The 23,027-nt window shown below is 41.9% G+C and carries 20 protein-coding genes and 1 other RNA gene; 13 read left to right on the top strand and 8 right to left on the bottom strand.

Features of this window, described 5'->3' with window-relative positions; translation table 11 throughout:
* The first annotated feature begins 65 nt into the window (after positions 1-65).
* On the top strand, positions 66-1,133 hold the full coding sequence (locus ODQ17_RS06240) for a hypothetical protein (RefSeq protein WP_199942625.1): 1,068 nt from the start codon (positions 66-68) through the stop codon (positions 1,131-1,133).
* Entirely contained in the window at positions 1,133-1,447 is a 315-nt protein-coding gene (locus ODQ17_RS06235; RefSeq protein WP_322902450.1) for an RnfH family protein, read from the top strand. The genes ODQ17_RS06240 and ODQ17_RS06235 overlap by 1 nt, the downstream gene beginning before the upstream one ends.
* Positions 1,448-1,511: 64 nt before the next feature.
* On the opposite strand, the gene ODQ17_RS06230 is transcribed toward ODQ17_RS06235, so the two are convergent.
* On the bottom strand, positions 1,512-1,910 hold the full coding sequence (locus ODQ17_RS06230; protein ID WP_003653245.1) for an outer membrane protein assembly factor BamE: 399 nt from the start codon (positions 1,908-1,910) through the stop codon (positions 1,512-1,514).
* Positions 1,911-2,021: 111 nt separating this feature from the next.
* Here ODQ17_RS06230 and fur point away from each other — a divergent pair, with 111 nt between their 5' ends.
* Entirely contained in the window at positions 2,022-2,459 is a 438-nt protein-coding gene (fur, locus tag ODQ17_RS06225) for a ferric iron uptake transcriptional regulator (protein ID WP_002121758.1), read from the top strand.
* 69 nt (positions 2,460-2,528) lie between these two features.
* Here fur and ODQ17_RS06220 read toward each other — a convergent pair whose 3' ends face one another.
* Together ODQ17_RS06220 and ODQ17_RS06215 are read right to left on the bottom strand one after the other, a co-directional pair.
* A complete protein-coding gene (locus ODQ17_RS06220; protein WP_013198760.1) occupies positions 2,529-3,647 on the bottom strand; it encodes a PilT/PilU family type 4a pilus ATPase in 1,119 nt (372 codons plus the stop codon).
* 19 nt (positions 3,648-3,666) lie between these two features.
* The gene (locus tag ODQ17_RS06215; protein ID WP_003653239.1) at positions 3,667-4,704 is read right to left on the bottom strand and encodes a type IV pilus twitching motility protein PilT; all 1,038 of its coding nucleotides are present in this window, start codon (positions 4,702-4,704) and stop codon (positions 3,667-3,669) included.
* A gap of 126 nt (positions 4,705-4,830) precedes the next feature.
* Here ODQ17_RS06215 and ODQ17_RS06210 point away from each other — a divergent pair, with 126 nt between their 5' ends.
* Together ODQ17_RS06210 and ODQ17_RS06205 are read left to right on the top strand one after the other, a co-directional pair.
* Positions 4,831-5,523, top strand: coding sequence for a YggS family pyridoxal phosphate-dependent enzyme (locus ODQ17_RS06210; RefSeq protein ID WP_322902448.1), 693 nt, complete (start codon positions 4,831-4,833; stop codon positions 5,521-5,523).
* Between the two features lie 107 nt (positions 5,524-5,630).
* The gene (locus ODQ17_RS06205) at positions 5,631-6,473 is read left to right on the top strand and encodes an undecaprenyl-diphosphate phosphatase (protein ID WP_322902447.1); all 843 of its coding nucleotides are present in this window, start codon (positions 5,631-5,633) and stop codon (positions 6,471-6,473) included.
* 122 nt (positions 6,474-6,595) lie between these two features.
* On the opposite strand, the gene ODQ17_RS06200 is transcribed toward ODQ17_RS06205, so the two are convergent.
* Positions 6,596-10,192, bottom strand: a complete 3,597-nt coding sequence (locus tag ODQ17_RS06200; RefSeq protein WP_322902446.1) for an AAA family ATPase — start codon at positions 10,190-10,192, stop codon at positions 6,596-6,598.
* 9 nt (positions 10,193-10,201) lie between these two features.
* Positions 10,202-11,470, bottom strand: coding sequence for an exonuclease SbcCD subunit D (locus tag ODQ17_RS06195; RefSeq protein WP_322902486.1), 1,269 nt, complete (start codon positions 11,468-11,470; stop codon positions 10,202-10,204).
* Between the two features lie 165 nt (positions 11,471-11,635).
* On the opposite strand from ODQ17_RS06195, the gene ODQ17_RS06190 reads away from it, so the two are divergent.
* The gene (locus tag ODQ17_RS06190; RefSeq protein WP_322902443.1) at positions 11,636-12,109 is read left to right on the top strand and encodes an OsmC family protein; all 474 of its coding nucleotides are present in this window, start codon (positions 11,636-11,638) and stop codon (positions 12,107-12,109) included.
* Positions 12,110-12,183: 74 nt separating this feature from the next.
* On the opposite strand, the gene ODQ17_RS06185 is transcribed toward ODQ17_RS06190, so the two are convergent.
* Positions 12,184-12,561, bottom strand: coding sequence for a VOC family protein (locus ODQ17_RS06185; RefSeq protein WP_322902442.1), 378 nt, complete (start codon positions 12,559-12,561; stop codon positions 12,184-12,186).
* A 380-nt stretch (positions 12,562-12,941) separates the two neighbouring features.
* On the opposite strand from ODQ17_RS06185, the gene ODQ17_RS06180 reads away from it, so the two are divergent.
* Both ODQ17_RS06180 and ODQ17_RS06175 read left to right on the top strand, forming a co-directional pair.
* Positions 12,942-13,394, top strand: coding sequence for an ABZJ_00895 family protein (locus tag ODQ17_RS06180; protein ID WP_322902440.1), 453 nt, complete (start codon positions 12,942-12,944; stop codon positions 13,392-13,394).
* Positions 13,395-13,477: 83 nt separating this feature from the next.
* The gene (locus ODQ17_RS06175) at positions 13,478-14,383 is read left to right on the top strand and encodes a TIGR01777 family oxidoreductase (protein ID WP_322902438.1); all 906 of its coding nucleotides are present in this window, start codon (positions 13,478-13,480) and stop codon (positions 14,381-14,383) included.
* Here ODQ17_RS06175 and ODQ17_RS06170 read toward each other — a convergent pair.
* Together ODQ17_RS06170 and hemB are read right to left on the bottom strand one after the other, a co-directional pair.
* On the bottom strand, positions 14,375-15,490 hold the full coding sequence (locus ODQ17_RS06170; protein WP_322902436.1) for an NAD(P)/FAD-dependent oxidoreductase: 1,116 nt from the start codon (positions 15,488-15,490) through the stop codon (positions 14,375-14,377). The genes ODQ17_RS06175 and ODQ17_RS06170 overlap by 9 nt on opposite strands.
* A gap of 25 nt (positions 15,491-15,515) precedes the next feature.
* Positions 15,516-16,529 carry a porphobilinogen synthase gene (gene hemB, locus ODQ17_RS06165; protein WP_039254387.1) on the bottom strand — a complete coding sequence of 338 codons (1,014 nt, stop codon included), beginning with the start codon at positions 16,527-16,529 and terminating at the stop codon, positions 15,516-15,518.
* Between the two features lie 142 nt (positions 16,530-16,671).
* On the opposite strand from hemB, the gene ODQ17_RS06160 reads away from it, so the two are divergent.
* From ODQ17_RS06160 to ssrA, 5 genes are all read left to right on the top strand, one after another.
* Entirely contained in the window at positions 16,672-17,169 is a 498-nt protein-coding gene (locus tag ODQ17_RS06160) for a thioesterase family protein (protein WP_004703260.1), read from the top strand.
* A 267-nt stretch (positions 17,170-17,436) separates the two neighbouring features.
* Positions 17,437-18,588 carry an EmrA/EmrK family multidrug efflux transporter periplasmic adaptor subunit gene (locus ODQ17_RS06155; RefSeq protein ID WP_322902434.1) on the top strand — a complete coding sequence of 384 codons (1,152 nt, stop codon included), beginning with the start codon at positions 17,437-17,439 and terminating at the stop codon, positions 18,586-18,588.
* Between the two features lie 6 nt (positions 18,589-18,594).
* Positions 18,595-20,121: a DHA2 family efflux MFS transporter permease subunit gene (locus tag ODQ17_RS06150; RefSeq protein WP_322902433.1), complete on the top strand. Its 1,527-nt coding sequence runs from the start codon at positions 18,595-18,597 to the stop codon at positions 20,119-20,121.
* A gap of 304 nt (positions 20,122-20,425) precedes the next feature.
* On the top strand, positions 20,426-22,411 hold the full coding sequence (gene ggt, locus ODQ17_RS06145; RefSeq protein ID WP_322902431.1) for a gamma-glutamyltransferase: 1,986 nt from the start codon (positions 20,426-20,428) through the stop codon (positions 22,409-22,411).
* A gap of 158 nt (positions 22,412-22,569) precedes the next feature.
* Positions 22,570-22,928: a transfer-messenger RNA gene (gene ssrA / locus ODQ17_RS06140) on the top strand.
* Positions 22,929-23,027 lie beyond the last annotated feature (99 nt).

Raw genomic sequence — 23,027 nt, 5'->3', positions numbered from 1 at the left:
TCAGGCATGAGACGGGCAAAATATCTATAGTCTTTTTCAAGGAATGCATAATGCAGGACATACCTATGTCACGATGGTTATCGCCCCTGATGGCGTTTTGCTTGTCTTTCATCATTATGGCGACATTAGCACCCGCTATGGGGATCCAGATTGATCGTCAAATCGATTTCTGGTTATTGTGGTTGGGCACAATGCTACTATTGGCTCTGCCAGTTTGTTATTTAGAAATTGCCTTAGCAAAACGGTCGAAGACTACTGCTTTAAATGCTTTATCAAGTTTAACTCGTGAAGCAGATAGTTCACCAAAATGGCGTTTGGCTGGTTGGCTTGCAGTTATTTTTATTCCATTTTTAGCCGGGAATGTACTGAGTACTGCTGGCAATTTACTGACAGTACAGCTCAATAACAGTATTTCTGGGCAAATTGTTTTTGCTAGTCTTGCAGTTGCGGCTTTAATTTTATCTTTTATTCCGCGTCAGATTTTAATTGTGTTAATGACAGTCGGTGTAATCGCTTCTCTTGTTTTAGCTAATACAATGGGAACGACTTTACAACCTTGGCATTGGACAAACGTTGAGTTTAAAGAGTGGGGTAATGCAACTGTACTTGCTCTTGTTGCGAGTGGTTTAGGCTTAGGACTTTACTGGCAAAATAGCTTGTCTGTAATTCATTCTCAAGAAGGCGCTACCCGAACTGTACTTCCAATCTGGTTAGCTCAGTTAATTGCTGTCGTTGCGTTTGGTTTCTTTTCTCTTCAAGCACAGCTTCCTGTTTTTACCTGGATTTTTACGGCAGTAATGACAACAGCGCTGTTTATTCAACTTGCTAAAGAACAGCTTGCTCAACGTCAACTGATGTACGTTTTACAATGGGTGATTATTGTTGTAGCAATTGCAGTTTGGGCTGTGCCTGAACTTCACGGCATCTTTACGCTGATTTTGATGCTTTGGGGATTACTCATATGCTTGATCTATGCAATTTTTGCTGGTTGGATTATGAAAATTAGCCACTTGCGTAAATCAATGAATTTTAGCAATGAGTTGTTCTATAACTTGTGGCGTATTGCAGTGCGTATTGTTTTACCGCTTTCAATTGTAATTGCCATGATTGCGGTAGTTGGACAAATTATCTGATGGAAAAAGCTCAGCAAGTGTGGGTTGCTTTTGCAGCCCCAGAGCAACAGTTTTTAGTTGCTGTTCCATTTGAAGCTGGAATGACAGCATTACAAGCAATTGAAGCGAGTGGGTTGCAGACACAGATAAGTTTGCCGGAGCCATTACAACTTGGCATATTTGGTGCAAAAGTTGAGGCACATGTGATTTTACAAGCGGGTGATCGGGTAGAGGTCTATCGGCCTTTAACGATTAATCCTAAGGATATACGCCGTAAACGCGCCGAGAAAAATCCTGTGGGGCGATATATTAAAAGTAATCGCTTAAAGCAATAAGCCCCATAAATAAAACCCCTCGAAGTATTTCACTTGAGGGGTTTATTTTTATTAGAAAAAACGATTATAGTGGTGGGGCAGTTAAAATTGCTTCTTTAGAAGCAGGTAAACCTGGTTGCGACTCTGGAATAGTTTCTAAACCTTCAATTTTAGTTACTGTGCCAGTGCCATCAAAGTAAATTTTTAAATGCTGACCATGTGCTGCGGGGATTTTTGCCTTTTTAGCATAAGTTCCCGGGATATAGTTGTAAATGTAGTCCCAACGCTGAGGATTGAGTGGATCAGTCACAGTTGGACTACCAAGCAAAAAACGCACTTGCTGGAAATTCATGCCGACTTGTACTTGAGAGGCCTGAGCTTTGGTCAAAGGAGTCCCTTGAGGAATATCAACCTTATATACACCAAAGATTGAACAACCAGCAAGGAGTGAAGTGACTAATAACGTCAGCACGAGTTTTTGCATTTTGCTACACTATCCCAATAAATTATGATGCATTTGATCAAAGGATAGATCATACTTCATCTAAATTCTATTGCCTATTCCAACTTGAGATTTGTTGAGAGACCTTTTTTCATGCCTATTTCCAATCAAGATTTGCGCAAAGCTGGACTTAAAGTTACCCTTCCACGAATTAAGATTTTGGAATTATTAGAAAATTCAAAGCAACATCATCTTAGTGCTGAAGATATTTACAAGACTTTGTTAGAACAAGGGGAAGATGTCGGTCTTGCGACAGTTTACCGTGTGTTAACACAATTTGAAGCTGCAGGTATCATTCAGCGTCATCATTTCGAAAATAATCATTCTGTTTTCGAAATTATGCAAGAAGATCATCACGATCATTTGGTTTGCCATAATTGCAACAAAGTTATTGAATTTACTAATGATGTTATCGAGAAGGAACAGCATGCTGTAGCAGAGCAACATGGGTTTACCTTAACGGGTCACTCATTAAACCTCTACGGTTACTGTAACGAACCTGAATGTCAGGAAGTTCTGCGCAAGAAATAATCGTTTTCACACAAAGAAAACAAATAAAAAAGGAAGGTTACGTTTAACCTTCCTTTTTTTATGAAGAAATTACTGTCGGTCGAAGGTTAAATGCTGATTTGTGCCTGCAATTTGATCAGGTCCTTCTTCAGCAAGCTTAATCGTCAAACGTAAATCATTTGGTGAATCGGCATGTTTTAATGCATCTTTGTAGGTAATTTGGCCTGCTTTATAGAGATCAAACAATGCTTGGTCGAAGGTTTGCATACCGAGTTCACGTGAACGCTTCATTAAATCTTTAATTTCATGAATTTCACCTTTACGAATGTAATCTGAAATTAATGGTGAGTTAATTAAAATTTCAATTGCGGCGCGGCGAGAATTGCCATCAGGCGTTGGAATAAGTTGCTGAGCAATCATGGCCTTTAAGTTAAGAGATAAGTCCATGTAGAGCTGACTGTGGCGGTCACTTTCAAAGAAGTGAATAATACGGTCGAGTGCTTGGTTAGCGTTGTTGGCGTGCATTGTGGCTAATACAAGGTGACCTGTTTCAGCAAAGCCAATCGCGTAGTCCATAACTTCACGAGATCGAATCTCACCAATCAAGATGACATCTGGTGCTTGTCGCAAAGTATTTTTTAAGGCAATTTCAAATGAGTCCGTATCGATTCCGACTTCACGTTGGGTAATGATGCAGCCCGCATGTTCGTGAATAAACTCGATTGGGTCTTCAATGGTAATGATATGACCTTTAGTGTTGTGGTTACGATAGCTAATCATTGAAGCTAAAGACGTCGATTTACCCGTACCCGTCGCACCAACAAAAATAATGATGCCGCGTTTGGTCATTGATAAATCTTTAAGAACGGGCGGTAACTGCAAGTCATCAATTGAAGGAATTTTAGTTTCAATTCGACGTAGTACCATGCCGGGCATGTCACGCTGTTGAAAAGCGCTCACACGAAAGCGGGCAGTTTTATCACGGTTCATAATGGCAAAGTTACATTCACGAGTGTCTGCAAATTCTTTGCGCTGTTTTTCGCTCATGATGGAATGTAAGAGTTGACCAATAACCTCACCTGAAAGACTATTCTTTGAAATTGGAACAATTTGTCCGTTAATCTTCATCGATGGCGCAACGCCATCTGTAATAAAAAGATCGGATGATTTTTTTTCAACCATGAGGTTGAGTAAGTCATTAAAATCCATATTTATTCTCTAATTATTTTTATAGGAATGATTCAGGCTGTTTTGCAGCAGTACGAGCTGTTTGTGGACTAATCACACCACGAGAAACTAGACCTTTTAAGCTTTGGTCGAGTGTCGTCATGCCATGATTTGCACCAGTCTGAATTGATGAATACATTTGGGCGACTTTGTTTTCACGAATTAGGTTACGAATGGCAGGAATACCAATCATGATTTCATGAGCTGCGACACGGCCACCGCCATTCTTTTTCAACAGTGTCTGTGAAATAACAGCCTGTAAAGATTCAGAGAGCATGGCACGAACCATGTCTTTTTCTTCGGCAGGGAATACGTCAATCACACGGTCAATGGTTTTTGCAGCAGAAGTCGTATGGAGTGTACCAAACACCAAGTGACCCGTTTCGGCAGCAGTAAGTGCTAAACGGATGGTTTCAAGGTCACGCATCTCACCGACCAAAATAATATCGGGGTCTTCACGCAGTGCTGAACGAAGTGCTTCGTTAAAGCCATGTGTATCACGATGTACTTCACGCTGGTTAATCAAACATTTTTTCGATTGGTGTACAAATTCGATAGGGTCTTCAACCGTTAAAATATGGTCATAACGATTTTCGTTAATATAGTCCATCATCGCTGCAAGCGTCGTAGATTTACCCGAACCTGTTGGGCCAGTGACCAGTACAATCCCACGTGGATAGTCGCAAATATCTTTAAAGATTTGACCTAAGCCTAAATCTTCCATAGTAAGTACTTTAGATGGAATGGTACGAAATACTGCACCAGCACCGCGGTTTTGGTTAAACGCGTTAACACGGAAACGAGCAACATTTGGCACTTCAAAAGAAAAGTCGGTTTCAAGCTTTTCTTCGTAGTCTCGGCGTTGTTTATCATTCATGATGTCATAGACCAGACGGTGAACATCTTTATGATCTAGAGCTGGTAAGTTAATGCGACGCACTTCACCATCAACGCGAATCATCGGTGGCATGCCAGCAGACAAGTGTAAATCGGACGCGCCATTTTTCACAGAGAAGGCGAGTAGCTCTGTAATATCCATAATTTCCCCAAGTAAATCAAAATATGTCATTATTTTGTAGAATAATATACGGCTTTCACCGAGGCTTACCAACACCTCGCTTTAGGTGAAAAGCAAAAAAGTTTTTTGAAAATGAGAACCTTGTCAATGAATTACCTGCAAGATGCGCGGCAGCACGTATTACAGCAAATCAGAGTTGCTTGTGAACATGCTCAGCGTGCGCCTGAAACTGTGCAACTTTTAGCCGTATCAAAAACACATCCGAGTGAAAGTTTGCGTGAAATGTATGCAGCAGGGCAAAGAGCATTTGGTGAAAACTATTTACAAGAAGCTTTAGACAAAATCGAAGCTTTACACGATTTAGAAATTGAATGGCATTTTATTGGTCATGTTCAGCGTAACAAGACTAAACATTTGGCAGAAAAGTTTGATTGGGTACATGGTGTAGATCGTTTAATTATTGCTGAGCGATTATCCAATCAAAGACTTCAAGATCAATCTGACTTGAATATTTGTTTGCAAGTGAATATTGATGGGCAAGATAGTAAAGATGGTTGTGCACCAGATGAGGTTGCCGAGTTAGTTACTCAAATTAGCCAATTAGCAAAAATTAAACTACGTGGTTTGATGGTGATTCCAGCGCCAGATAACACAGCCGCTTTTGTAGATGCTAAAGCCTTGTTTAATGCTGTGAAAGAAAAACATGCCCACCCAGAACACTGGGACACATTAAGCATGGGAATGTCAGGTGATTTAGACGCTGCGATTGCAGCAGGCTCAACCATGGTACGTGTAGGAACGGCTTTATTTGGAAAGCGCGATACAGTAGAGAAAAAATGACTTTTACAATTTAGATAAACGTTTTGTCGGGTAACTGTAATTTGTTAATTTAAATTTAATTTTCCTAGCTTATAACCCAGATATTTTAATATTTGAGTGTGTAATGTATGGATTTATTGCATGTTTTCATTCTGGCAATCATTCAGGGATTCGCTGAATTATTGCCAGTTTCTAGTTCCGCACACGTTATTTTAGCTGAAAAGTTAATGGGGTATGATCCATCTGCACCTGATATGACCTTCTTACTTGTGATGTTACATACAGGTACGATGTTTGCAGTGATCGTTTATTTTTGGAAGTCTTGGAAAAAAACCTATTTTTCTTCATGGGAAAGTTTTAAGAAACAAGCCTTCTATATTATTTTGGCAACGCTTATTACAGGCGTGCTTGGTTTAGCGCTTCAATCTTTGATTAAACATGTGTTCTTCGGCGGCGCGAGCAGTTTCGAAATTGAGCATTTGTTTAGTAACTCAAAACTCATGGCAGCTGCGCTGATTTCGGCAGGTGTTGTGATTATTTTATCTTCACGTTTAGATCGCGGACAACAAGGTGAAATTAGTTTGCGTAGTGCTTCTGTTATTGGAGCGGTGCAGGCTTTATGTTTACCTTTCCGTGGCTTTTCACGTTCTGGTGCAACCATCTCTACAGGTTTATTTTTAGGTGTATCTCGTCAAAAGGCTGAAGAATTCAGTTTTGCGTTGGCTGTGGTACTAACACCAGCAGTAATTTTAAAAGAGTTATATCGTTTAATTCACGCTCAAGGCTTACAAACCGTGGCACATGGACAAATATTCCATTCGATGGTTCCAAGCTTATTGGGCATGTGCTTTAGCTTCGGTGCTGGTCTTTTGGCATTAAAATGGTTGTCTTCATGGTTAGAACATGGACGCTGGCATTTGTTCGGTATGTACTGTATTGGTTTTGCAGTTGTCGTACTCTGCGTGAATTAATTTTTTGATGTTTTAAAAATAAAAAATTAGTACAAGACCATACAAGAAACAAAGGGGCGTAAATAATACGCCTCTTTGTTATATAAGATTCAATCAAGTTTAAGATATGAAATCCTAATAAATTAACCCACGACTTCAATCGTACTTGCACCAGCACCAAGTGGTTTCACTTGAATTTGTACAGGAATACGCTCATGCATTTCTTGAATGTGTGAAATGAGAATGACCTGACGTCCCTGATTTTGCAATTGATCTAAAGCATTCATAACCATATGCAAAGACGAAGCATCTAAAGTACCAAAGCCTTCATCAATAAATAGAGATTCAATTTTCATTGAACCCGAGGCCATATTGGCAATGGCTAAAGACAAGGCAAGGGCGGTTAAGAATGACTCACCGCCAGATAAAGATGCAACAGAGCGAGTTTCTCCATCCATGTCGTGATCAATAATCGCAAGACTTAACGATTGCTCTAGGCGTTTAAGTGTATAGCGCTGAGACAGCATCGCTAGTTGCTGGTTAGCATGTTCAACTAAAATATCTAGGTGATATTGCTGGGCATAGTCACGGAACTCTTTACCTTTAGCATCGCCAATTAAACCTGAAATTTTGCTCCAGCGATGTTCTTCTTGCTGGATATTTTGAATTTGCTCTGCATATTGCTGCTGCTTCGCAAGGTTTTGCTGATGTACTTCAAGCTTAAGTTTCAGTCGATCACGTACTTCAAGTTGTGCTTTAAGCTCTGCAATATTGTCTTGAATGAGGCTAACAAGCTTTTCATGTTCAATATCTGGCTGAGTTTGTAAATGCTCGCTCAATTGCTCTTGCATGGTCTTAAGGGCTGATGAGGCTTCACTTAATAAACGCTCGGCATGATTAAGGCGGTTACGAATGTCTTGCTCTTGGGCGGAATTGATGTGTATGAGCGCTGTAAGCTCAGATGCTTGAAAATCAGTGTGAGCTTTTAACCAGTTTTGAATTTGTTCATTAATCTGCTGTTGGTGCTCCGCAGTGTGTTGATGTTGATGCTTGAGTTGATCAAGCGCCTGTTTTTGCTGCTCAAAGTGCTGTCTAGTTTGTTCGAAACGTTGTTTAACTTCGTGATACGCAGTTTGTTGTTGCTGACGTTTAGCGTCGTGTTCAATTAACCATTCGTGCGGTTTAATATCAGAGCGGCCAGTCATTTGTTGAATGAGCGACACCGCTTTTTCATTATTTTGTTGGCCTTTAAGCGTAATATCTTTGAGGTTTTGATCGACCTCATCAATTTGCTTGGTCATTTGTTCAAGGTTGGCAGCCAGCATTTTCAGTTCTTGTTGCTGCTGTTCAAAACGCTGTGAAAGCTGTTCTTGTTGCTCAAGTTGCTTGGCGCGTGCATCAAGAATAGTCCAAGTCTGCTTAGCCGTTTGGCTACTCGACTGCTGCCATGCATGCTGTTCGGTTTCAGATAAACATTCAACAATATGTTGAACTTGTTGTTGCCATTGCTGTGCCGTATTGAGCAAGCTTTCATTACGCTGAATAGTTTGAACAAGCTGATTATGTTGTTTAATCGCTTGGGCTAAACGCACGTTTTCTGAGTCAAATAAATTTATGGCAGTTTGCGTGGTTTGTCTGAGTTCGTTCAGCTTTAGCAAGATTTGTTCAGGAGACTGATTAAGCTCAATGTGTAACTGATTGAGGCTAAACTGCTGCTCAAGTTCTTGCTGCAAGCTTGATTGTTTGGCTTTAAGTTGAGTTAAGTATTTCTGAACTTGCTCAAGCTCAGCAAGACACTGGGTAAGCGCATGTTGTTGGTTTTGCCATGCATTAAATTTAGTTTGTTCTAGTGCTACTGCCTGTTGCTCTTGTTGTTGCTGTAAATCGAACAAGGCCTTGGAAACTGCACTGTCATCAATACGATAAGGGTGATGTGTGCTTCCACACACTAAGCAAGCTTCGCCGTCTTTAAGATTGGCCCGTAACTGCTCAATATTTTCGGTGTGTAATAAACGCTGCTGTTGCAAGATGTGTTGTAACTTTTCACGTTCAGTTTTTGCTGTTTGGTAGTCTTGTTCAGCTAACTGGCAAACGGTTTTAAGCTGCTGCTCTTGGGCTGAGGCTTGAGTTTGTTTTTCGGTGAATTGCTGAAGTTCAGCATATAGCTCATGATAGGTTTTTATTTTCTGTTGAATCAGATCTAACTGAGTGATTTGAGCAAGCTTCTGATCTTTGTCTTTACGCTGTTGTTCAAGTTTTAACTCAATCTGTTCAACTGTGCCGAGTGAAGCTGTGAGTTGTTCTAGTTCACTTTTAGCTTCCGCTAGCTTTTGGCGGGCAAGGGTAGGGTTACCGAGCTGTTGTTCAATTGTTTGGTAATTTTGAATAAATTGTCCTAGCTGATGCAGATGCGCTGAAAGGCCTTTGTCCAATACAGCATATTGCTGAGTTTGGGTAAGTTGCTGTTGAAGATGAATTTGGTTCTGCTCAAGCTGTGCAATGTGCTGTTGCACAGTGTTTTGCTGCTGGTGCAGTGGACTGAGTTTTTGCTCAAGTACATGTCTTTTTTCTTTGCACTTTTTATATTCATCGGCAATAAAAGCACGTTCCTGAATGGACTGTCGAACTTGATTTAAAGCTTGTTGATGCTGTTGCTCAAAATCGAGGGTCTGTTTGAGTTCTTGTTCTGCAAGTTGATATTGTTTTTGTCCCGTTTCAAAAACTTGCACCAACTCATTAAACTTGGTTTGAGCTTGCTGAATTTGCGGCTCAAGTTGTTGTAGCGTGTGTAAATTTTGAGCTTGCTGAAAAACTTGTGGGCGTATTTCAGAGAAAACTTCGAGTCGTTTTAATTGCTCACGCTCACCAGCCAATTGTTGATGATGATTTTGTTGAGTTTGAAACTGTTGTTGTTTAGCTTGAACTTCTTGCTCAAGTTTTGCTTTACGCTCAAACCATTGTTGCTGTTTGCCTAAGACATTTTTTTGCTGTTCTAACTGTTGATGATTTTGTTCAGCTTGCTGATATTGTGCAGTAAAAGCTGCAATCTCTTCATCAGACAAAATTTCAATGTGGCCTAAGAACTCTTCAAGCTGTTTACGCTGCTTTGCAATATCTGCTGTTTTACGAAAAGCCAGCTCACCGATTTTGGCGAAAATACTGGAGTTAGTTAGGTATTCGAGTAACTCACCGCGTTCGCTGTCTCGTGCTTTTAAAAATGCAGTTACTTCTGACTGGGCAAGCAAAACAGCACGCGTAAACTGTTCAAATGAAAGCTGGGTAATTTGTTTAACTTTTTCATCAACCGCTTTAGCTTTGTCGGCAAGTACCACGCCATCGGTCAGGCATTTTAAATACCGTTGTACGCTTTGTAATTTACCATTTGGGTTTTCACGCGCACGTTTAATTTCCCAGCGTGCCAAATAGCGTTTTTGATCTTGTGCGATAAAGCAAAGTTCAGCAAAACCATGTCCTGTACCACGGCGTAAGACTGTCAAAGGTGAGTTGGTGAGTAACTCTGAACCATCAACATCTTTTAATTTGCCATCGCTGTCTTTAAGGCGAGGAACCCGATTAAACAAAGCCAGACACATGGCATCTAAAATGGTCGACTTACCAGCCCCCGTTTTTCCCACAATCGCAATGAGACCTGCATGGGCGAGAGGCGCGCTTTCAAAATCAATAAAGTGTTCATCAGAAAGAGATGCCAGATTTTTTATACGAATGGATAAAATTTTCATGACATATCCTTAAGGGGTTGCATCATTTTCAAGATTTTTTTGTGCTTCTTGTACTAGACTCAGAAAATCTTTTAAAACCGCATCGTCGGCGCTGTAACCTTGTTTTTCCCAAATATTCTGAAAGAGTTTTTCTGGGGTTGGCGGTTCAAGAGCGATTTGCTGAGTGGTATTTGAATCGGTAGTGTCTTTATTCACATATTGACGTGAAATACGCACTAAACGGTAGCGGTCAGGTGGTAGGGCCGCTTCAAACTGCTGACGTAAATTCGGCTGTGGCGGCGTTAAACTATAATATTCAATATCGACATATTCACGGTGGTCAATATTCTCAATCACGCCGTTTGGCAATGCTTTGAGTTGTTGCAGTACCTCGTTTAGCTCACCACGAATACGGTGCAACTGTATACAACGTGGAATTTCTACAGCTTCAAATTGCAAACGGTTGTCTGTCTCTTGAGCTGGGTCAATTTTGACCTCAACCACTTGGTGCTTATAGTTAATTTCACTAAAAGAAAGCGGAATTGGCGAGCCACTATAACGAATGTGCGGCTGGCCCACTTTTTGTGGTTTATGTAAGTGCCCTAAAGCCACGTAATCGACAGCATCTTCAAATAAAGTCGTTGAAAGCGCTTCTTCATTACCAATAATAATTGGGCGTTCAGAGTCAGATGTTTCTCCACCTTGCATGTGGGCATGCGACATCAAAATCAGGGCTTGGTCTGGTGTTTTACGACGTTTTGCTTCGGCAATCAGTTGCTGGTGCAAATAGGCAATCGCATTTTTGCTGTTGGTGGTATGTTCATTAAAGCCCGTAATTTCGGCCGAGCGTAAAAAAGGTAGGGCAAGGCACCACGCCACAATATCTTGATTTTGATTATAAATAGGTAAAAGTAGTCGATCGAGATCTAGAGTTTTATCTTCATTCCAGCGAACCACGCCCACAGTTTTTGCATTGTATTTTTCTAAAAGTGGCTCGACCTGTTCAATCCGATAGCCTGAGTCGTGGTTACCCGCAATCATGAGTGTTTGCATGTGTGGGGCAAGGCGATGTGCATCTGCTAAAAATTGGTAGAGTTGTTTTTGTGCTTGAGAGCCTGGGTTGATGACATCAAAAATATCGCCGGCAATGAGCAGAGCATGCGGTTGTTTTTCTTGAATTTGAATGAGTAACCAGCTTAAAAATTGTTGGTGTTCGTAGTGGCGTGAATGATTATAAAAAAACTGCCCCAAATGCCAGTCAGAAGTATGTAGAAAATGTACGGACATAGAAACAGACATCAAGCCAAAAATAAACACAGATACGTTAGCATAAATTGGCAGGAGATTTTATCAAGACATTTTAAAGTGCTCGTTATTTAAGCCTAAGATGAAACTTAAATTAAATTTTTCACTTTAAACTTTGCTTTGTTACTATCGACTTAAACCATGAACTTTGAGAACAAAATGACCATTCATGAATACGAAGTGAAAATACAGTGGGAAGGCAATACAGGAACTGGCACTTCTTCTTATCGTTCATATAAAAGAGACTTTAGTATTCAACATCCGCAAAAAGCCACGATTCAAGGTTCATCAGACCCGGCCTATTTAGGTGATGTGACCAGATGGAACCCAGAAGATTTATTGGTCGCATCAGCTTCAGCTTGTCATAAGCTTTGGTATTTGCACCTATGTGCAGTCAATCATATTCACGTTGTGAGTTATGTTGATCATGCGCTTGGATTTATGGAAGATGCAGATCCAGTTAAACGCGGCCACTTTACCCAAATTATTTTAAGACCAGAGATTGTTTTGGAAAAAGGTGCTGACCAAGAGCTTGCAGCAAAATTACATGAAGAAGCGCATCATGAATGTATGATTGCCAATTCGGTGAATTTTCCAATTACATGTGAAACAAGTTTTAGTTTTGCTGAATAATCAATATGAAATAGCCACCGATAACAAGGCGGTGGCTATACAGTAAAAAATAAAAGAGTCGTTGAATAAAATCTTTAAGCTGCATTTTCATCGACTTGGAAAATACCAAAAACGTTGTGGTCTAAATCGACAAAGTAACCATGCCAAGCACGACCGGGAATGGCGAATTTATCCATCGCGACAATACCGCCTTGCGCTAAAATTTTTGCAGCTACTTCATCGAAGTGTTCGACCTGAACCGAGCAGGTAAATGCATTGGTGCCATATTCCATTGGCGGCGTTTGGGCTGGGCGTTTTAATAGACCACCCATAATTGAAGGCGTTTCAATACGATAATATTCAATCGGTAAGTTTTCATCGAGTTTAAATTGCCAGCCGAACACAGTTTGATAAAACTGGGCATCGCGGGCAGGGTTTGAAGACTGGATTTCAAAATAGGCAATATTATTCATATTATTTAAAACATATTTTTATGGTGTAAAAAGTATACGCATAGCCTTTATAGCCACGAAAGGACTATTGTGTATGCTGAGCGTAAAATAAATGAAAGTGCTAGAAAATAAAAACCGACGATTCGAGTGATGAGAGAATCGTCGGTCAAAAACTTCATCAAGGGTTTCGGCTGCTAACAAAACCTAATCCGAAGGAAGGAAAGAGTCGTAATGAAAGGTCACCGAAACAATTTTGCGGATGCCGTGCAAAGGAAGTATTCGGTTGCTGCGACCTTATTACCCTATATAACGTCAAGAGATTCGAATTGGTTGACAGAAAAATGAAAAAAAATCGAAAAAAATTTATAATTATTTTTTGAACCCATAAATTAGGCAAAAATATGACCAAATTACGTTCTTACTTTCTCTGGTTTTTTGGTTTATGCATCGTACTTACCTTAATTGTAGGTGTGATTGCAGCACTATTACCAGCGAGTGTAGGCGGTATTTTAACAGCCGTTCCATATTTAGGCGCAATGATTTTTGTCTTATTTAAATTTTTAAAGAAAGAACGCCGTGCACCTACTGTACAAGAAAAAAAGAAATTTACTTTAGGTTTTACCCTGATTTTTTGGGGCTATAACTTATGTGGTGTTTTATTTGGTCTGTTTTTATTTGCCAGAAAAGACCCTGAGATTTTGCAGAACTTTATGCTTTACCTCAAACAACCTCAGTTCTTGAGCATTATGGTGATTATGCTTTTAATGTTAGCTATTCCGCTTTATTTAATTACCTACTGGTTTTATGGCAAACAGGCACAGCGAATGGCAGACAAAATGTTTAATGTGCAATAGATCACTACATAAACAGCTACGATTAAATATAAATGAGTCTTATATAATGAAATAAAACTTGTGTCCTCGGCTTAGGAGGAAATATGAATAAGAATGTATTAATCACGGGTGCTAGTGGTTTTATCGGAACGCATTTAATTAAGTTCCTCCTGCAAAAAAATTATAACGTGATTGCTGTGACACGGCAGGCTGGCAAGAAATCTGACCATCCTGCCTTACAGTGGGTGCAAAAATTCGAAGATATTGCAACACGTCAAATTGACTATGTGGTGAATTTGGCAGGTGCAAATATTGGCGAAAAACGCTGGACCGAGTCACGTAAAAAACAACTCATTGAAAGCCGAGTAAACACGACCCGAAAATTGTATGCGTGGCTCAAGCAATCTGAAATTTTTCCAGAAGTGATGGTGTCTGGTTCGGCGATTGGTTATTACGGGATTGATGATCAAGAAAAGTGGGCAGAGGTGTGCACCGAACAAAGCTCGCCACAGCCTATTTTTATGTCTCAGCTTTGCCAAGAATGGGAGCACGCAGCTTTAGCAGATACTCAGCAAAATACTAAAATTATTCGCTTAGGTGTGGTGTTTGGTCAGGGCGGCGGTATCTTGCCTAAAATGTTGCTTCCGATTCGACTCAATTTAGTCGGTCAAATTGGTCACGGTCGTCAGCCTGTGGTTTGGGTACACATTGAAGACGTGTTAAACGCAATCGAGTTTATATTTAAACATCCTCAATCTGCTCAAATTCATAATGTCGTGGCGCCAGAAAATGTGACTCAAAAGGTATTTGTTGAGCAAGCTGCTGCGGTACTCAATAAGAAACCAATGTTGTCAGCACCAAGCACGGTTTTTCGCTGTTTGTTAGGGGAACAGTCGCAATTGATCTTAAATGGTCAATACGTTAAACCCGCTGCCTTGCAAGCAGAAGGATTTGAGTTTGCTTATCCTCAATTGAAAATGGCTTTAGAGAATGTTCTCGCCTCAGGCTAAGATTTTATTTTGCAAACGCTCTGGAGAATATGCTTTGGCATCAACTAATGTTGGTTGACCCAGCATAAGCTGACGGAGCAATTGTGCAGAGCCCGCGCCCATACACAAACCATTTCTAAAATGACCAAAGTTTGCCCAGAGGTTATCCATTTCAGGCATTTTGCCAATGTACGGAACGCCATTTGGTGAACTTGGTCTGAGGCCTGCCCAGCGCTGTACAATCGGGAAATCGGCCAGTTCAGGCACCATTTCTAAACATGCTTCTAAAATATTGTGCTGGGTGGTTTCGTCGGTAGAGGTGTCGAAACCACGATGTGCCATGCTTGAACCACATACGATATGACCATCCATACGAGGAATCAAATACATCACTCGATTCATGCACATGGTCGGTAACCAGTGAGCAGGGGTTTTAAACAACAACATTTGACCTTGAACAGGTTCGACTGGAATGTCGAGTTGTAATTGTGAGTTCCAGTAATGGCTCCAAGCGCCCGAAGTTATTACAAAATGATCTGCTGTGTGTTTGCGACCATCTTCAGTTTGTAGGGCTTGTATAACATCGCCATGTTGAATTAGTTTTTTGACAGCAGAGTGCTCAAAAAACTCAACATTTGGATGTTGTTTTAAATAACTAATCAGCGACTGTAATACGCGCGGGTTGCGGATATTCGACAGTTCAGGGAAATAAATCGCTTCTTGAAACTGATCGGAAATATGTGGATTAACTTGCTCTAGTGCATCTCGCTGTAAATATTCACAGCGTTGCATGGGTTCTTGATGCTGCTCGGCGTAGGAAAGTCCAACGTCAAAATCTTCTTCATCAAAAATGAGCATGCCTGTGTCATGAATTTCAAAATCAATCCCTGTAATAGGGTAGAGCTTTTGGTTCCATGCTTGATAAGAGGCTTTGCCAAATTGAGCAAGTTGGTTCACTGCATGCACATAGCGCCACGGATACATCGGAGAGAGAATACCTCCGCCAGCCCAAGAGGCTGCTTGTCCCGCTTGTTGTTGATCAAAAATGCTGACTTTACAGCCTTGTTCAACCAACTCCAGCGCAGACATTAATCCACTTATGCCCGCGCCAATAATTGCAATATGCATGCAGTGTTATCCTTTCTCTGCGAACTTAGTTCATTTCCTTGAGTTTTTCAGCAGCGGTTTCTGCAAAGTAAGTCCAGATTCCGTCTGCACCAGCGCGGCGACAGCACATGAGTGATTCTAAAATCACTGAATCTGATAACCAGCCATTTTGAATTGCGCCCGCTAACATGGCGTATTCGCCACTCACTTGATAAATGAATGTCGGAACACCAAAGGTATCTTTTACTTCACGTACTACATCCAGATATGGCATGCCCGGTTTTACAATCACCATGTCTGCGCCTTCTTGAATATCAAGCGCGATTTCATGTAACGCTTCGGCACGGTTGGCAAAGTCCATCTGGTAGTTATACTTATTACCACCTTTTAGGTTGGATGCAGAGCCAACAGCATCACGGAATGGACCATAGAAGCTAGATGCATATTTTGCAGAGTAGGCCATGATGTTGGTATAGATATGGCCATTGGCTTCTAAAGCCTGACGAATTGCGCCAATACGGCCATCCATCATGTCACTTGGTGCAATCACTTCGGCACCAGCTTCTGCGTGACTCAATGCTTGTTTAATCAAGCATTCTACTGTCTCGTCATTGAGCACATAGCCAGTGTCATCAATAATGCCGTCTTGACCATGCGTGGTGTATGGGTCGAGGGCACCATCAGTAATTAGTACCATTTCTGGTAATTCTTTTTTAAGCAAACGGCAAGTGGTTTGTACTAAACCATCTTCACGCCATGCAGCTTCTGCGGTGAGGCTTTTGTCTTCTTGAGGGGTAACTGGAAAAAGAGCCAGTTTTGATACACCCAATTCCAGAAGTCTTTCAGCTTTTTTCAGTAACAAATCTGCCGACAAACGCTGAATGTTTGGCATACTTGGAATATCTTGGGTCTGATTTTGTCCCGGTAATACAAATACTGGATAAATCAAGTGATTGGTAGTGAGCTGTGTTTCGCTGACCATCGCACGCAACTGGTCATTTTTACGGATACGGCGCATGCGAGTGGCTGGAAATGCAGGACGATTGAACGTATAAGTCATAACAATCTCGATGTTCGGTATTACACTAGGATAGGTTGGCGGATATTCCATTACTGTCAACCGACTGCTGTATTGTAGCCCCATAATGCTGGATTTGTACAAAATTATAGGTGTTTATCATGCTTTTAAATTTAGGCAATGTATGAGTGATGAAAAGAAAAATTGGACTGGGAACATCCATTTAGGTGCAAAAACTGACCTGACTGTGGTGCTCAACCAATTATGTAAGGCGTTTAATAGCTCTCCTTTTTTTAAGCATAGTGGAATGATTATGCGTGTGGTAGATGGCCACATTGAAGGCTATATCGAGATGCAACCCAACCTGATTGGTAATCTGGCATTTCAGATTTTGCATGGCGGCGTTGCTGCAACTTTGCTCGATAGTATTGGTGGAATTGTGGCAATGGAACACCTCTATCGCCGTTCGACTCCTGAAACTTTAACCGAAACCATTAAGCAAGTATCACGCTTGGCAACTGTCGATATGCGGGTAGATTATTTGGCTCCAGGACGCGGTAAGTATTTTATTGCACGTGCGGAAGTGTTACGTTTAGGTCGTAAGGGCTGCACTATGCGCATGACGATGGTCAATGATGAAGATAAAGCCATCGCAGCAGGGATTGCTTCATATGCCTATTAAGCAATGAATTGAACCATTTAAAAGCGCCATGTGCGCTTTTTTTAGTGCTTAAAAAGCTGGAATTTTCATAAAAACTTTGAGATAAACATTAATTTAATTAGAACGAACGCATGAGTTATATTTTTTTATTCTCATATTGTGAGGTTTTAGCGTTAAAATTGACTGCTTTGACAATGCGATATGTCTTGTTTATAGAAAAATAAAAACTCTATAACAAGGTGTAGTGCGAGATTGATGGCAAAGCCAACTCATCTTTAGGAACATACCATGACTGATGCACAAAGCAATGTACAAGAAACAGTGCCAACAACATCTGCCTCGGATGACAACAACCAAAACAAGCGCAAAAAATTTCTTGGTTTTTTTGCGCTGATTTTATTGATCGCCGCTATTTTGTATGCAATTTGGGCATTATTTTTAAATCACTCTGTAAGTACAGATAATGCCTATGTCGGTGCAGAAACCGCGCAAATTACCTCAATGGTGAGTGGTCAGGTCGCTCAGGTTTTGGTAAATGATACTCAAACAGTTCATCGGGGTGATGTGCTGGTTCGTATTGATGAACGTGATGCCAAAATTGCATTGGCTCAAGCTGAGGCAGAACTTGCTAAAGCAAAACGCCAATACAAACAGACTGCGGCAAACAGTAGCTCTTTAAACTCCCAAGTTGTGGTTCGTGCCGACGAAATTAACAGTGCCAAAGCACAAGTTGCACAAGCACAGGCCGACTACGACAAAGCTGCTTTAGAACTCAACCGCCGTGCACAACTTGCCGCGTCTGGTGCAGTGTCTAAAGAAGAACTCACTAAGGCACAAAGTGCAGTTGAAACAGCCAAAGCAGGGCTAGAGCTTGCTAAAGCTGGTTTAGCACAAGCGTCTTCAAGCCGTAAAGCTGCCGAAAGCACCTTAGCTGCAAACGAAGCCTTAATTCAGGGCGTAAGCGAAGTTTCAACACCTGATGTACAAGTTGCACAGGCGCATGTTGAACAAGCTCAGCTTGATTTAGAACGTACCGTGATTCGTGCGCCAGTTGATGGTGTGGTGACACGTCGTAACATTCAAGTTGGCCAACGTGTTGCACCGGGCACCAGCATGATGATGATTGTGCCGCTGAATGATTTATACGTAGATGCAAACTTTAAAGAAAGTCAGTTGAAAAAAGTCCGTCCGGGTCAAATCGTTACGCTTACTTCAGATTTATATGGCGACGATGTTGAATATCACGGCAAAGTGATGGGCTTCTCTGGTGGTACAGGCTCTGCCTTTGCCTTAATTCCGGCTCAAAACGCAACAGGTAACTGGATTAAAGTGGTTCAACGCTTACCAGTTCGTATTGCACTTGACCCGAAAGAACTTGCTGAACACCCACTGCGTGTTGGCTTGTCGATGGAAGCAAAAGTCGACTTATCTGCGAAGTAAACGCTTATGAAAACGCAAACACCTTTTGCCGAACTAAGCGGTGGCCGTTTATTACTGGCAGCGTTTGTTATTGCCTTGTCGAACTTTATGGTCGTGCTCGATACGACCATTGCCAACGTATCTGTACCGCACATTACCGGTAACCTTGCCGTTTCAAGTACACAAGGCACATGGGTTGTTACGTCCTATGCTGTTGCAGAAGCGATTTGTGTACCTTTAACGGGCTGGCTTGCTGGGCGCTTTGGTACTGTTCGGGTTTTTATTTTTGGCCTGATTGGTTTTACCATTTTTTCGTTTTTGTGCGGTCTAGCAAACTCGTTAGGCATGCTGGTGTTTTTCCGTATTGGACAAGGTCTATGCGGTGGCCCGCTCATGCCACTCAGCCAAACTTTGCTCATGCGTATTTTTCCTCAAGAAAAGCATGCACAAGCAATGGGCCTATGGGCAATGACGACCGTCGTTGGGCCAATTTTAGGACCAATTTTGGGTGGTCTAATTAGTGATAATCTGTCTTGGCACTGGATTTTCTTTATTAACATACCAGTCGGCATTATTTGTGTTTTAGCAGCTATACGAGTGCTTAAACCAGCCGAAACAGAAACGATTTCTTTAAGAATCGATACTGTTGGTTTAGGTCTGTTAATTTTGTGGATTGGTGCACTACAGCTCATGCTCGATTTGGGGCATGAACGAGACTGGTTTAATAGCACCAGCATCGTGGTATTAGGCTTAACTGCCGCCATAGGCTTTGTGGTGTTCCTCATATGGGAGCTGACCGACAAACATCCCGTCGTGGATGTCAAAGTCTTTAGGCATAGGGGCTTTGCAATTTCGGTACTGGCCTTGTCGCTCGGCTTTGGCGCGTTCTTTGGCAGTATTGTACTGATTCCACAGTGGCTGCAAATGAACCTTTCCTACACCGCCACGTGGGCAGGCTATTTAACTGCAACTATGGGCTTTGGTAGTTTGACCATGTCACCGATTGTGGCAAAGCTTTCAACTAAACATGACCCACGAGCACTGGCGAGTTTCGGTTTGATTTTGTTGGGTGGCGTGACCTTAATGCGTGCATTCTGGACCACAGACGCCGACTTTATGGCACTGGCTTGGCCGCAAATCCTGCAAGGTTTTGCTGTACCGTTCTTCTTTATTCCACTGTCGAATATTGCGCTTGGTTCAGTACTCCAGCAAGAGATTGCATCTGCTGCGGGCCTCATGAACTTCTTAAGAACCATGGCAGGGGCGATTGGTGCTTCAATTGCAGTGACCGTGTGGGACGACCACGCCAAAGTTGCACGTAGTGAAATGGTGTCAAACCTAAATACTGCCGAAGTTCAAAATAACCTTGCGCAAAATGGTTTTTCGGCTGATTCGACCTTAGGAATCATTTCAAACCTCGTCGATAAAGAAGCGATTACCATGTCGGCAAACCATGTATTTTTGCTGTTTGCGATGGTGTTTGTCTTTGCGGGGCTGGTCATTTGGCTGTGTCCGAAACCCAAAGGGGATGTCAGCGGAATGCCATCTCACTAAACATAAAAAAGCATCTCTTCGGAGGTGCTTTTTTTAGATCTATTAAAAAATAGAGCGAGTCTATAAATGGTAGATTTTGCCTGTATTTCACTAAATAAAGCATGCCAGAATCGGGCAGATCAAATATAAAAGCGTGTAATATCAAGCAAGGAGGCTTAATACAGGGCACAGGAAAAACGCCCTTAAACATTCAATATTATAAAACCTTATTTTTATCAAAGATTAAAAAAACTTAATACCTGAAAACAAAGAAGCTTGCATGGCAATTGCATGGATAGGCAAGCGCATATATTGGAGTTATCACGTGAATAAAAGATATTCATTTTTGTTCAGTAGTTTATTAGCAGTCGGTTTATTACAAGGATGTGGAGATGACTCCTCGTCAGATCAGCCCAAGGATGATTCAAATACAACCCCACCCAATTTAATTGTAGATAACGACCCGACCAGTTGTAGCAAACTGGCACAAGACGGATCAAGCGTGGTGGTCGGTTCAAACCAAAATGGTGACCCAGCAGCGCCTGAAGGTGCATCGGGTTATAGACTCGGTAACACGGTTAAATACGCAGATAAATATATGGTGGTGGCAAACACGCCACTTGCGGTAAAAGCGGGCTGTGATGTTTTAAGAGCAGGCGGTAGTGCAGTCGATGCTGCCGTTGCGGTACAAGCGGTGTTAGGTTTAGTCGAGCCACAATCGAGTACCATTGCTGGTAGTGGTTTTATGATGTATTACGATGCCAAAACCAAAAAAGTCACTGCTTACGATGGCCGTGAAACCGCACCAGCCGCAGCCAACGAATATTATTTAATTCGCCAAGATATATATGACCCAAATTCACCAGCACCTGTACCAAGTGCCCGCCGTAGCGGTCGCTCGATTGGTGTGCCGGGTGTGATGCGTTTGCTTGAACAAGCACAACAAGAACATGGCAAACTCAAGTGGAACCAGCTTTTTGGTGAAGCGATTGGTTTGGCTGACAATGGTTTCCGCATTCCGGGCCGTTTAGCAGATGCAATTGCTAGCAATGCAAACAGCTTAGCGCTCGATGCAAATGCAATGGCAACCTATTTCTACCCAGATGGTTCACCTCGTAAAGTTGGTGAGACCATGACCAATAAAGCCTATGCAAAAACCTTAGAAGCACTTGCTACGCAAGGCGCAAATGCGCTGCACACTGGTCCGATTGCCCAAGCGATTGTGGCAAAAGCAGGCCAAACACTAGGGGACGACCCAGCACGAACTCCAATTACTCCAAGCTTAATGACCTTGCAGGATTTGTCGAACTATCAGGTGAAAAAACGCGACCCGATTTGTACGACGTATCGTGACCGTTACTATGTATGTACCATGCCACCTCCATCTTCGGGAGGGATTGCGGTTGCGCAAACGTTGGGTATTTTAGAAAACTTTGATATGTCGCTTTATCCACCTAAAAACCCTGAAAATGAAGGCGGTGTGCCCGATGTGATGGGCGTGCATTTAGTGTCTGAAGCTGAGCGTTTGGCCTACGCCGACCGCGACAAATATGTCGCAGATACTGACTTTGTTGCTTTACCAGCGCAGGGTATTGCAAGCTTTATTGATAAAAACTACCTGAAACAACGTGCAGCATTGATTAACCCGAACCAAAGTATGGGCGTTGCACCAGCGGGCAATTTCAACCCAGCTTCGGGTGTCGACACCACTGTTGAACACGGAACAACTCAGTTCACGATTGTAGATGCCTATGGCAATGTGGTTTCAATGACATCGACTGTTGAATCGAGCATGGGTTCATTCCATATGGTGGATGGTTTCTTGCTGTCAAACCAGTTAACTGACTTTAGTGCGAACCCGCTGGACAGCACGGGAGCACTGGTTGCTAACCGTGTGGAAGGTGGCAAACGCCCAAGAAGTACCATGGCGCCAACTTTAGTGTTTAAAGGCACCACGCCAGATGAGTTTTATATGGCAACAGGTTCACCAGGTGGCGGTACCATCATTCAATATGTGGTTAAAACTTTGGTGGGTGCGCTGGACTGGAACTTAAACGCTCAGCAGGCGACTTCGCTTGTTAACTTTGGTGCGACCAATAGCAAAAACACCAATGTGGATAGCTCGAATGTGCAGCTTTCTTTGCTTGATTTGATTGAAGGTCTAAAAGCAAAAGGGCATGGCATATCGAACTCGGCGCAAACCAGTGGTATTTCAACGATTATGAAAGTAAATATTAATAATCAAAGTAAATACGCAGGTGGGGTAGACCCACGCCGTGAAGGTATTGTGTTAGGTAATGGTGCTTTATAGACCAAACTTTAAAAAAGCTGTCATTTTGGCAGCTTTTTTATGTGACCCTTGAAAAAAACAAAAGACACTCAATTATGTAAATATGTTCATCAGTAGCAGACTGTTGATAAAATGCACAGTATTTTATTTTAGTTATGCTATGATGTTCAGACATTCATGGGGATGTTATTGGCTTCGACGCTGGTGATGAAACTCATAGATGCATGCCGAGAGCGCATTTTCTCTCGTAAATCAAATTTGCATATTTTAGTCGCAAACGACGAAACTTACGCTCTAGCTGCCTAAGGGCAGTTTGTCCGCTTCCTAGAATACTTGTGGTTTAGGAACCCGACCGTAGCGCACGCACACAAGTCCGTATAGAGTCAAGCCTCGGGGCTTTATACCAAACTTAGAGGATCGCAACTTGTACCCTGTTCGTCGGGTCACTTGGTGTTAAAACAATAGACGATATCTAAGCATGTAGTATTCTCGAGCGTAATGCTGGCGGACGCGGGTTCAACTCCCGCCATCTCCACCAAAATTCGTGAAAAGCCCTGAAACGAAAGTTTCGGGGTTTTTTCTTTTTAATAGATTAGTAGGATATTCACAGCTCAAATTAATCTTTATAAATTTAAAT

The organism is Acinetobacter sp. IRS14, from assembly GCF_034650275.1.
GTDB lineage: Bacteria > Pseudomonadota > Gammaproteobacteria > Pseudomonadales > Moraxellaceae > Acinetobacter > Acinetobacter oleivorans.
The sequence above is the reverse complement of the archived record's forward strand: the minus strand, read 5'-3'. Positions and strand labels throughout refer to the sequence as shown.

Bases quoted from the DNA above. Each gene is read 5' to 3' on its own strand.
- ODQ17_RS06230 (WP_003653245.1), bottom strand. From the start codon at position 1,910: ATGCAAAAACTCGTGCTGACGTTATTAGTCACTTCACTCCTTGCTGGT.
- ODQ17_RS06215 (WP_003653239.1), bottom strand. From the start codon at position 4,704: ATGGATATTACAGAGCTACTCGCCTTCTCTGTGAAAAATGGCGCGTCC.
- ODQ17_RS06155 (WP_322902434.1), top strand. From the start codon at position 17,437: ATGACTGATGCACAAAGCAATGTACAAGAAACAGTGCCAACAACATCT.
- ODQ17_RS06170 (WP_322902436.1), bottom strand. From the start codon at position 15,490: ATGCATATTGCAATTATTGGCGCGGGCATAAGTGGATTAATGTCTGCG.
- ODQ17_RS06200 (WP_322902446.1), bottom strand. From the start codon at position 10,192: ATGAAAATTTTATCCATTCGTATAAAAAATCTGGCATCTCTTTCTGAT.
- fur (WP_002121758.1), top strand. From the start codon at position 2,022: ATGCCTATTTCCAATCAAGATTTGCGCAAAGCTGGACTTAAAGTTACC.
- ODQ17_RS06160 (WP_004703260.1), top strand. From the start codon at position 16,672: ATGAGTGATGAAAAGAAAAATTGGACTGGGAACATCCATTTAGGTGCA.
- ODQ17_RS06190 (WP_322902443.1), top strand. From the start codon at position 11,636: ATGACCATTCATGAATACGAAGTGAAAATACAGTGGGAAGGCAATACA.
- hemB (WP_039254387.1), bottom strand. From the start codon at position 16,529: ATGACTTATACGTTCAATCGTCCTGCATTTCCAGCCACTCGCATGCGC.
- ODQ17_RS06150 (WP_322902433.1), top strand. From the start codon at position 18,595: ATGAAAACGCAAACACCTTTTGCCGAACTAAGCGGTGGCCGTTTATTA.
- ODQ17_RS06220 (WP_013198760.1), bottom strand. From the start codon at position 3,647: ATGGATTTTAATGACTTACTCAACCTCATGGTTGAAAAAAAATCATCC.
- ODQ17_RS06180 (WP_322902440.1), top strand. From the start codon at position 12,942: ATGACCAAATTACGTTCTTACTTTCTCTGGTTTTTTGGTTTATGCATC.
- ODQ17_RS06235 (WP_322902450.1), top strand. From the start codon at position 1,133: ATGGAAAAAGCTCAGCAAGTGTGGGTTGCTTTTGCAGCCCCAGAGCAA.
- ODQ17_RS06185 (WP_322902442.1), bottom strand. From the start codon at position 12,561: ATGAATAATATTGCCTATTTTGAAATCCAGTCTTCAAACCCTGCCCGC.
- ODQ17_RS06205 (WP_322902447.1), top strand. From the start codon at position 5,631: ATGGATTTATTGCATGTTTTCATTCTGGCAATCATTCAGGGATTCGCT.
- ODQ17_RS06175 (WP_322902438.1), top strand. From the start codon at position 13,478: ATGAATAAGAATGTATTAATCACGGGTGCTAGTGGTTTTATCGGAACG.
- ODQ17_RS06240 (WP_199942625.1), top strand. From the start codon at position 66: ATGTCACGATGGTTATCGCCCCTGATGGCGTTTTGCTTGTCTTTCATC.
- ODQ17_RS06210 (WP_322902448.1), top strand. From the start codon at position 4,831: ATGAATTACCTGCAAGATGCGCGGCAGCACGTATTACAGCAAATCAGA.
- ODQ17_RS06195 (WP_322902486.1), bottom strand. From the start codon at position 11,470: ATGTCTGTTTCTATGTCCGTACATTTTCTACATACTTCTGACTGGCAT.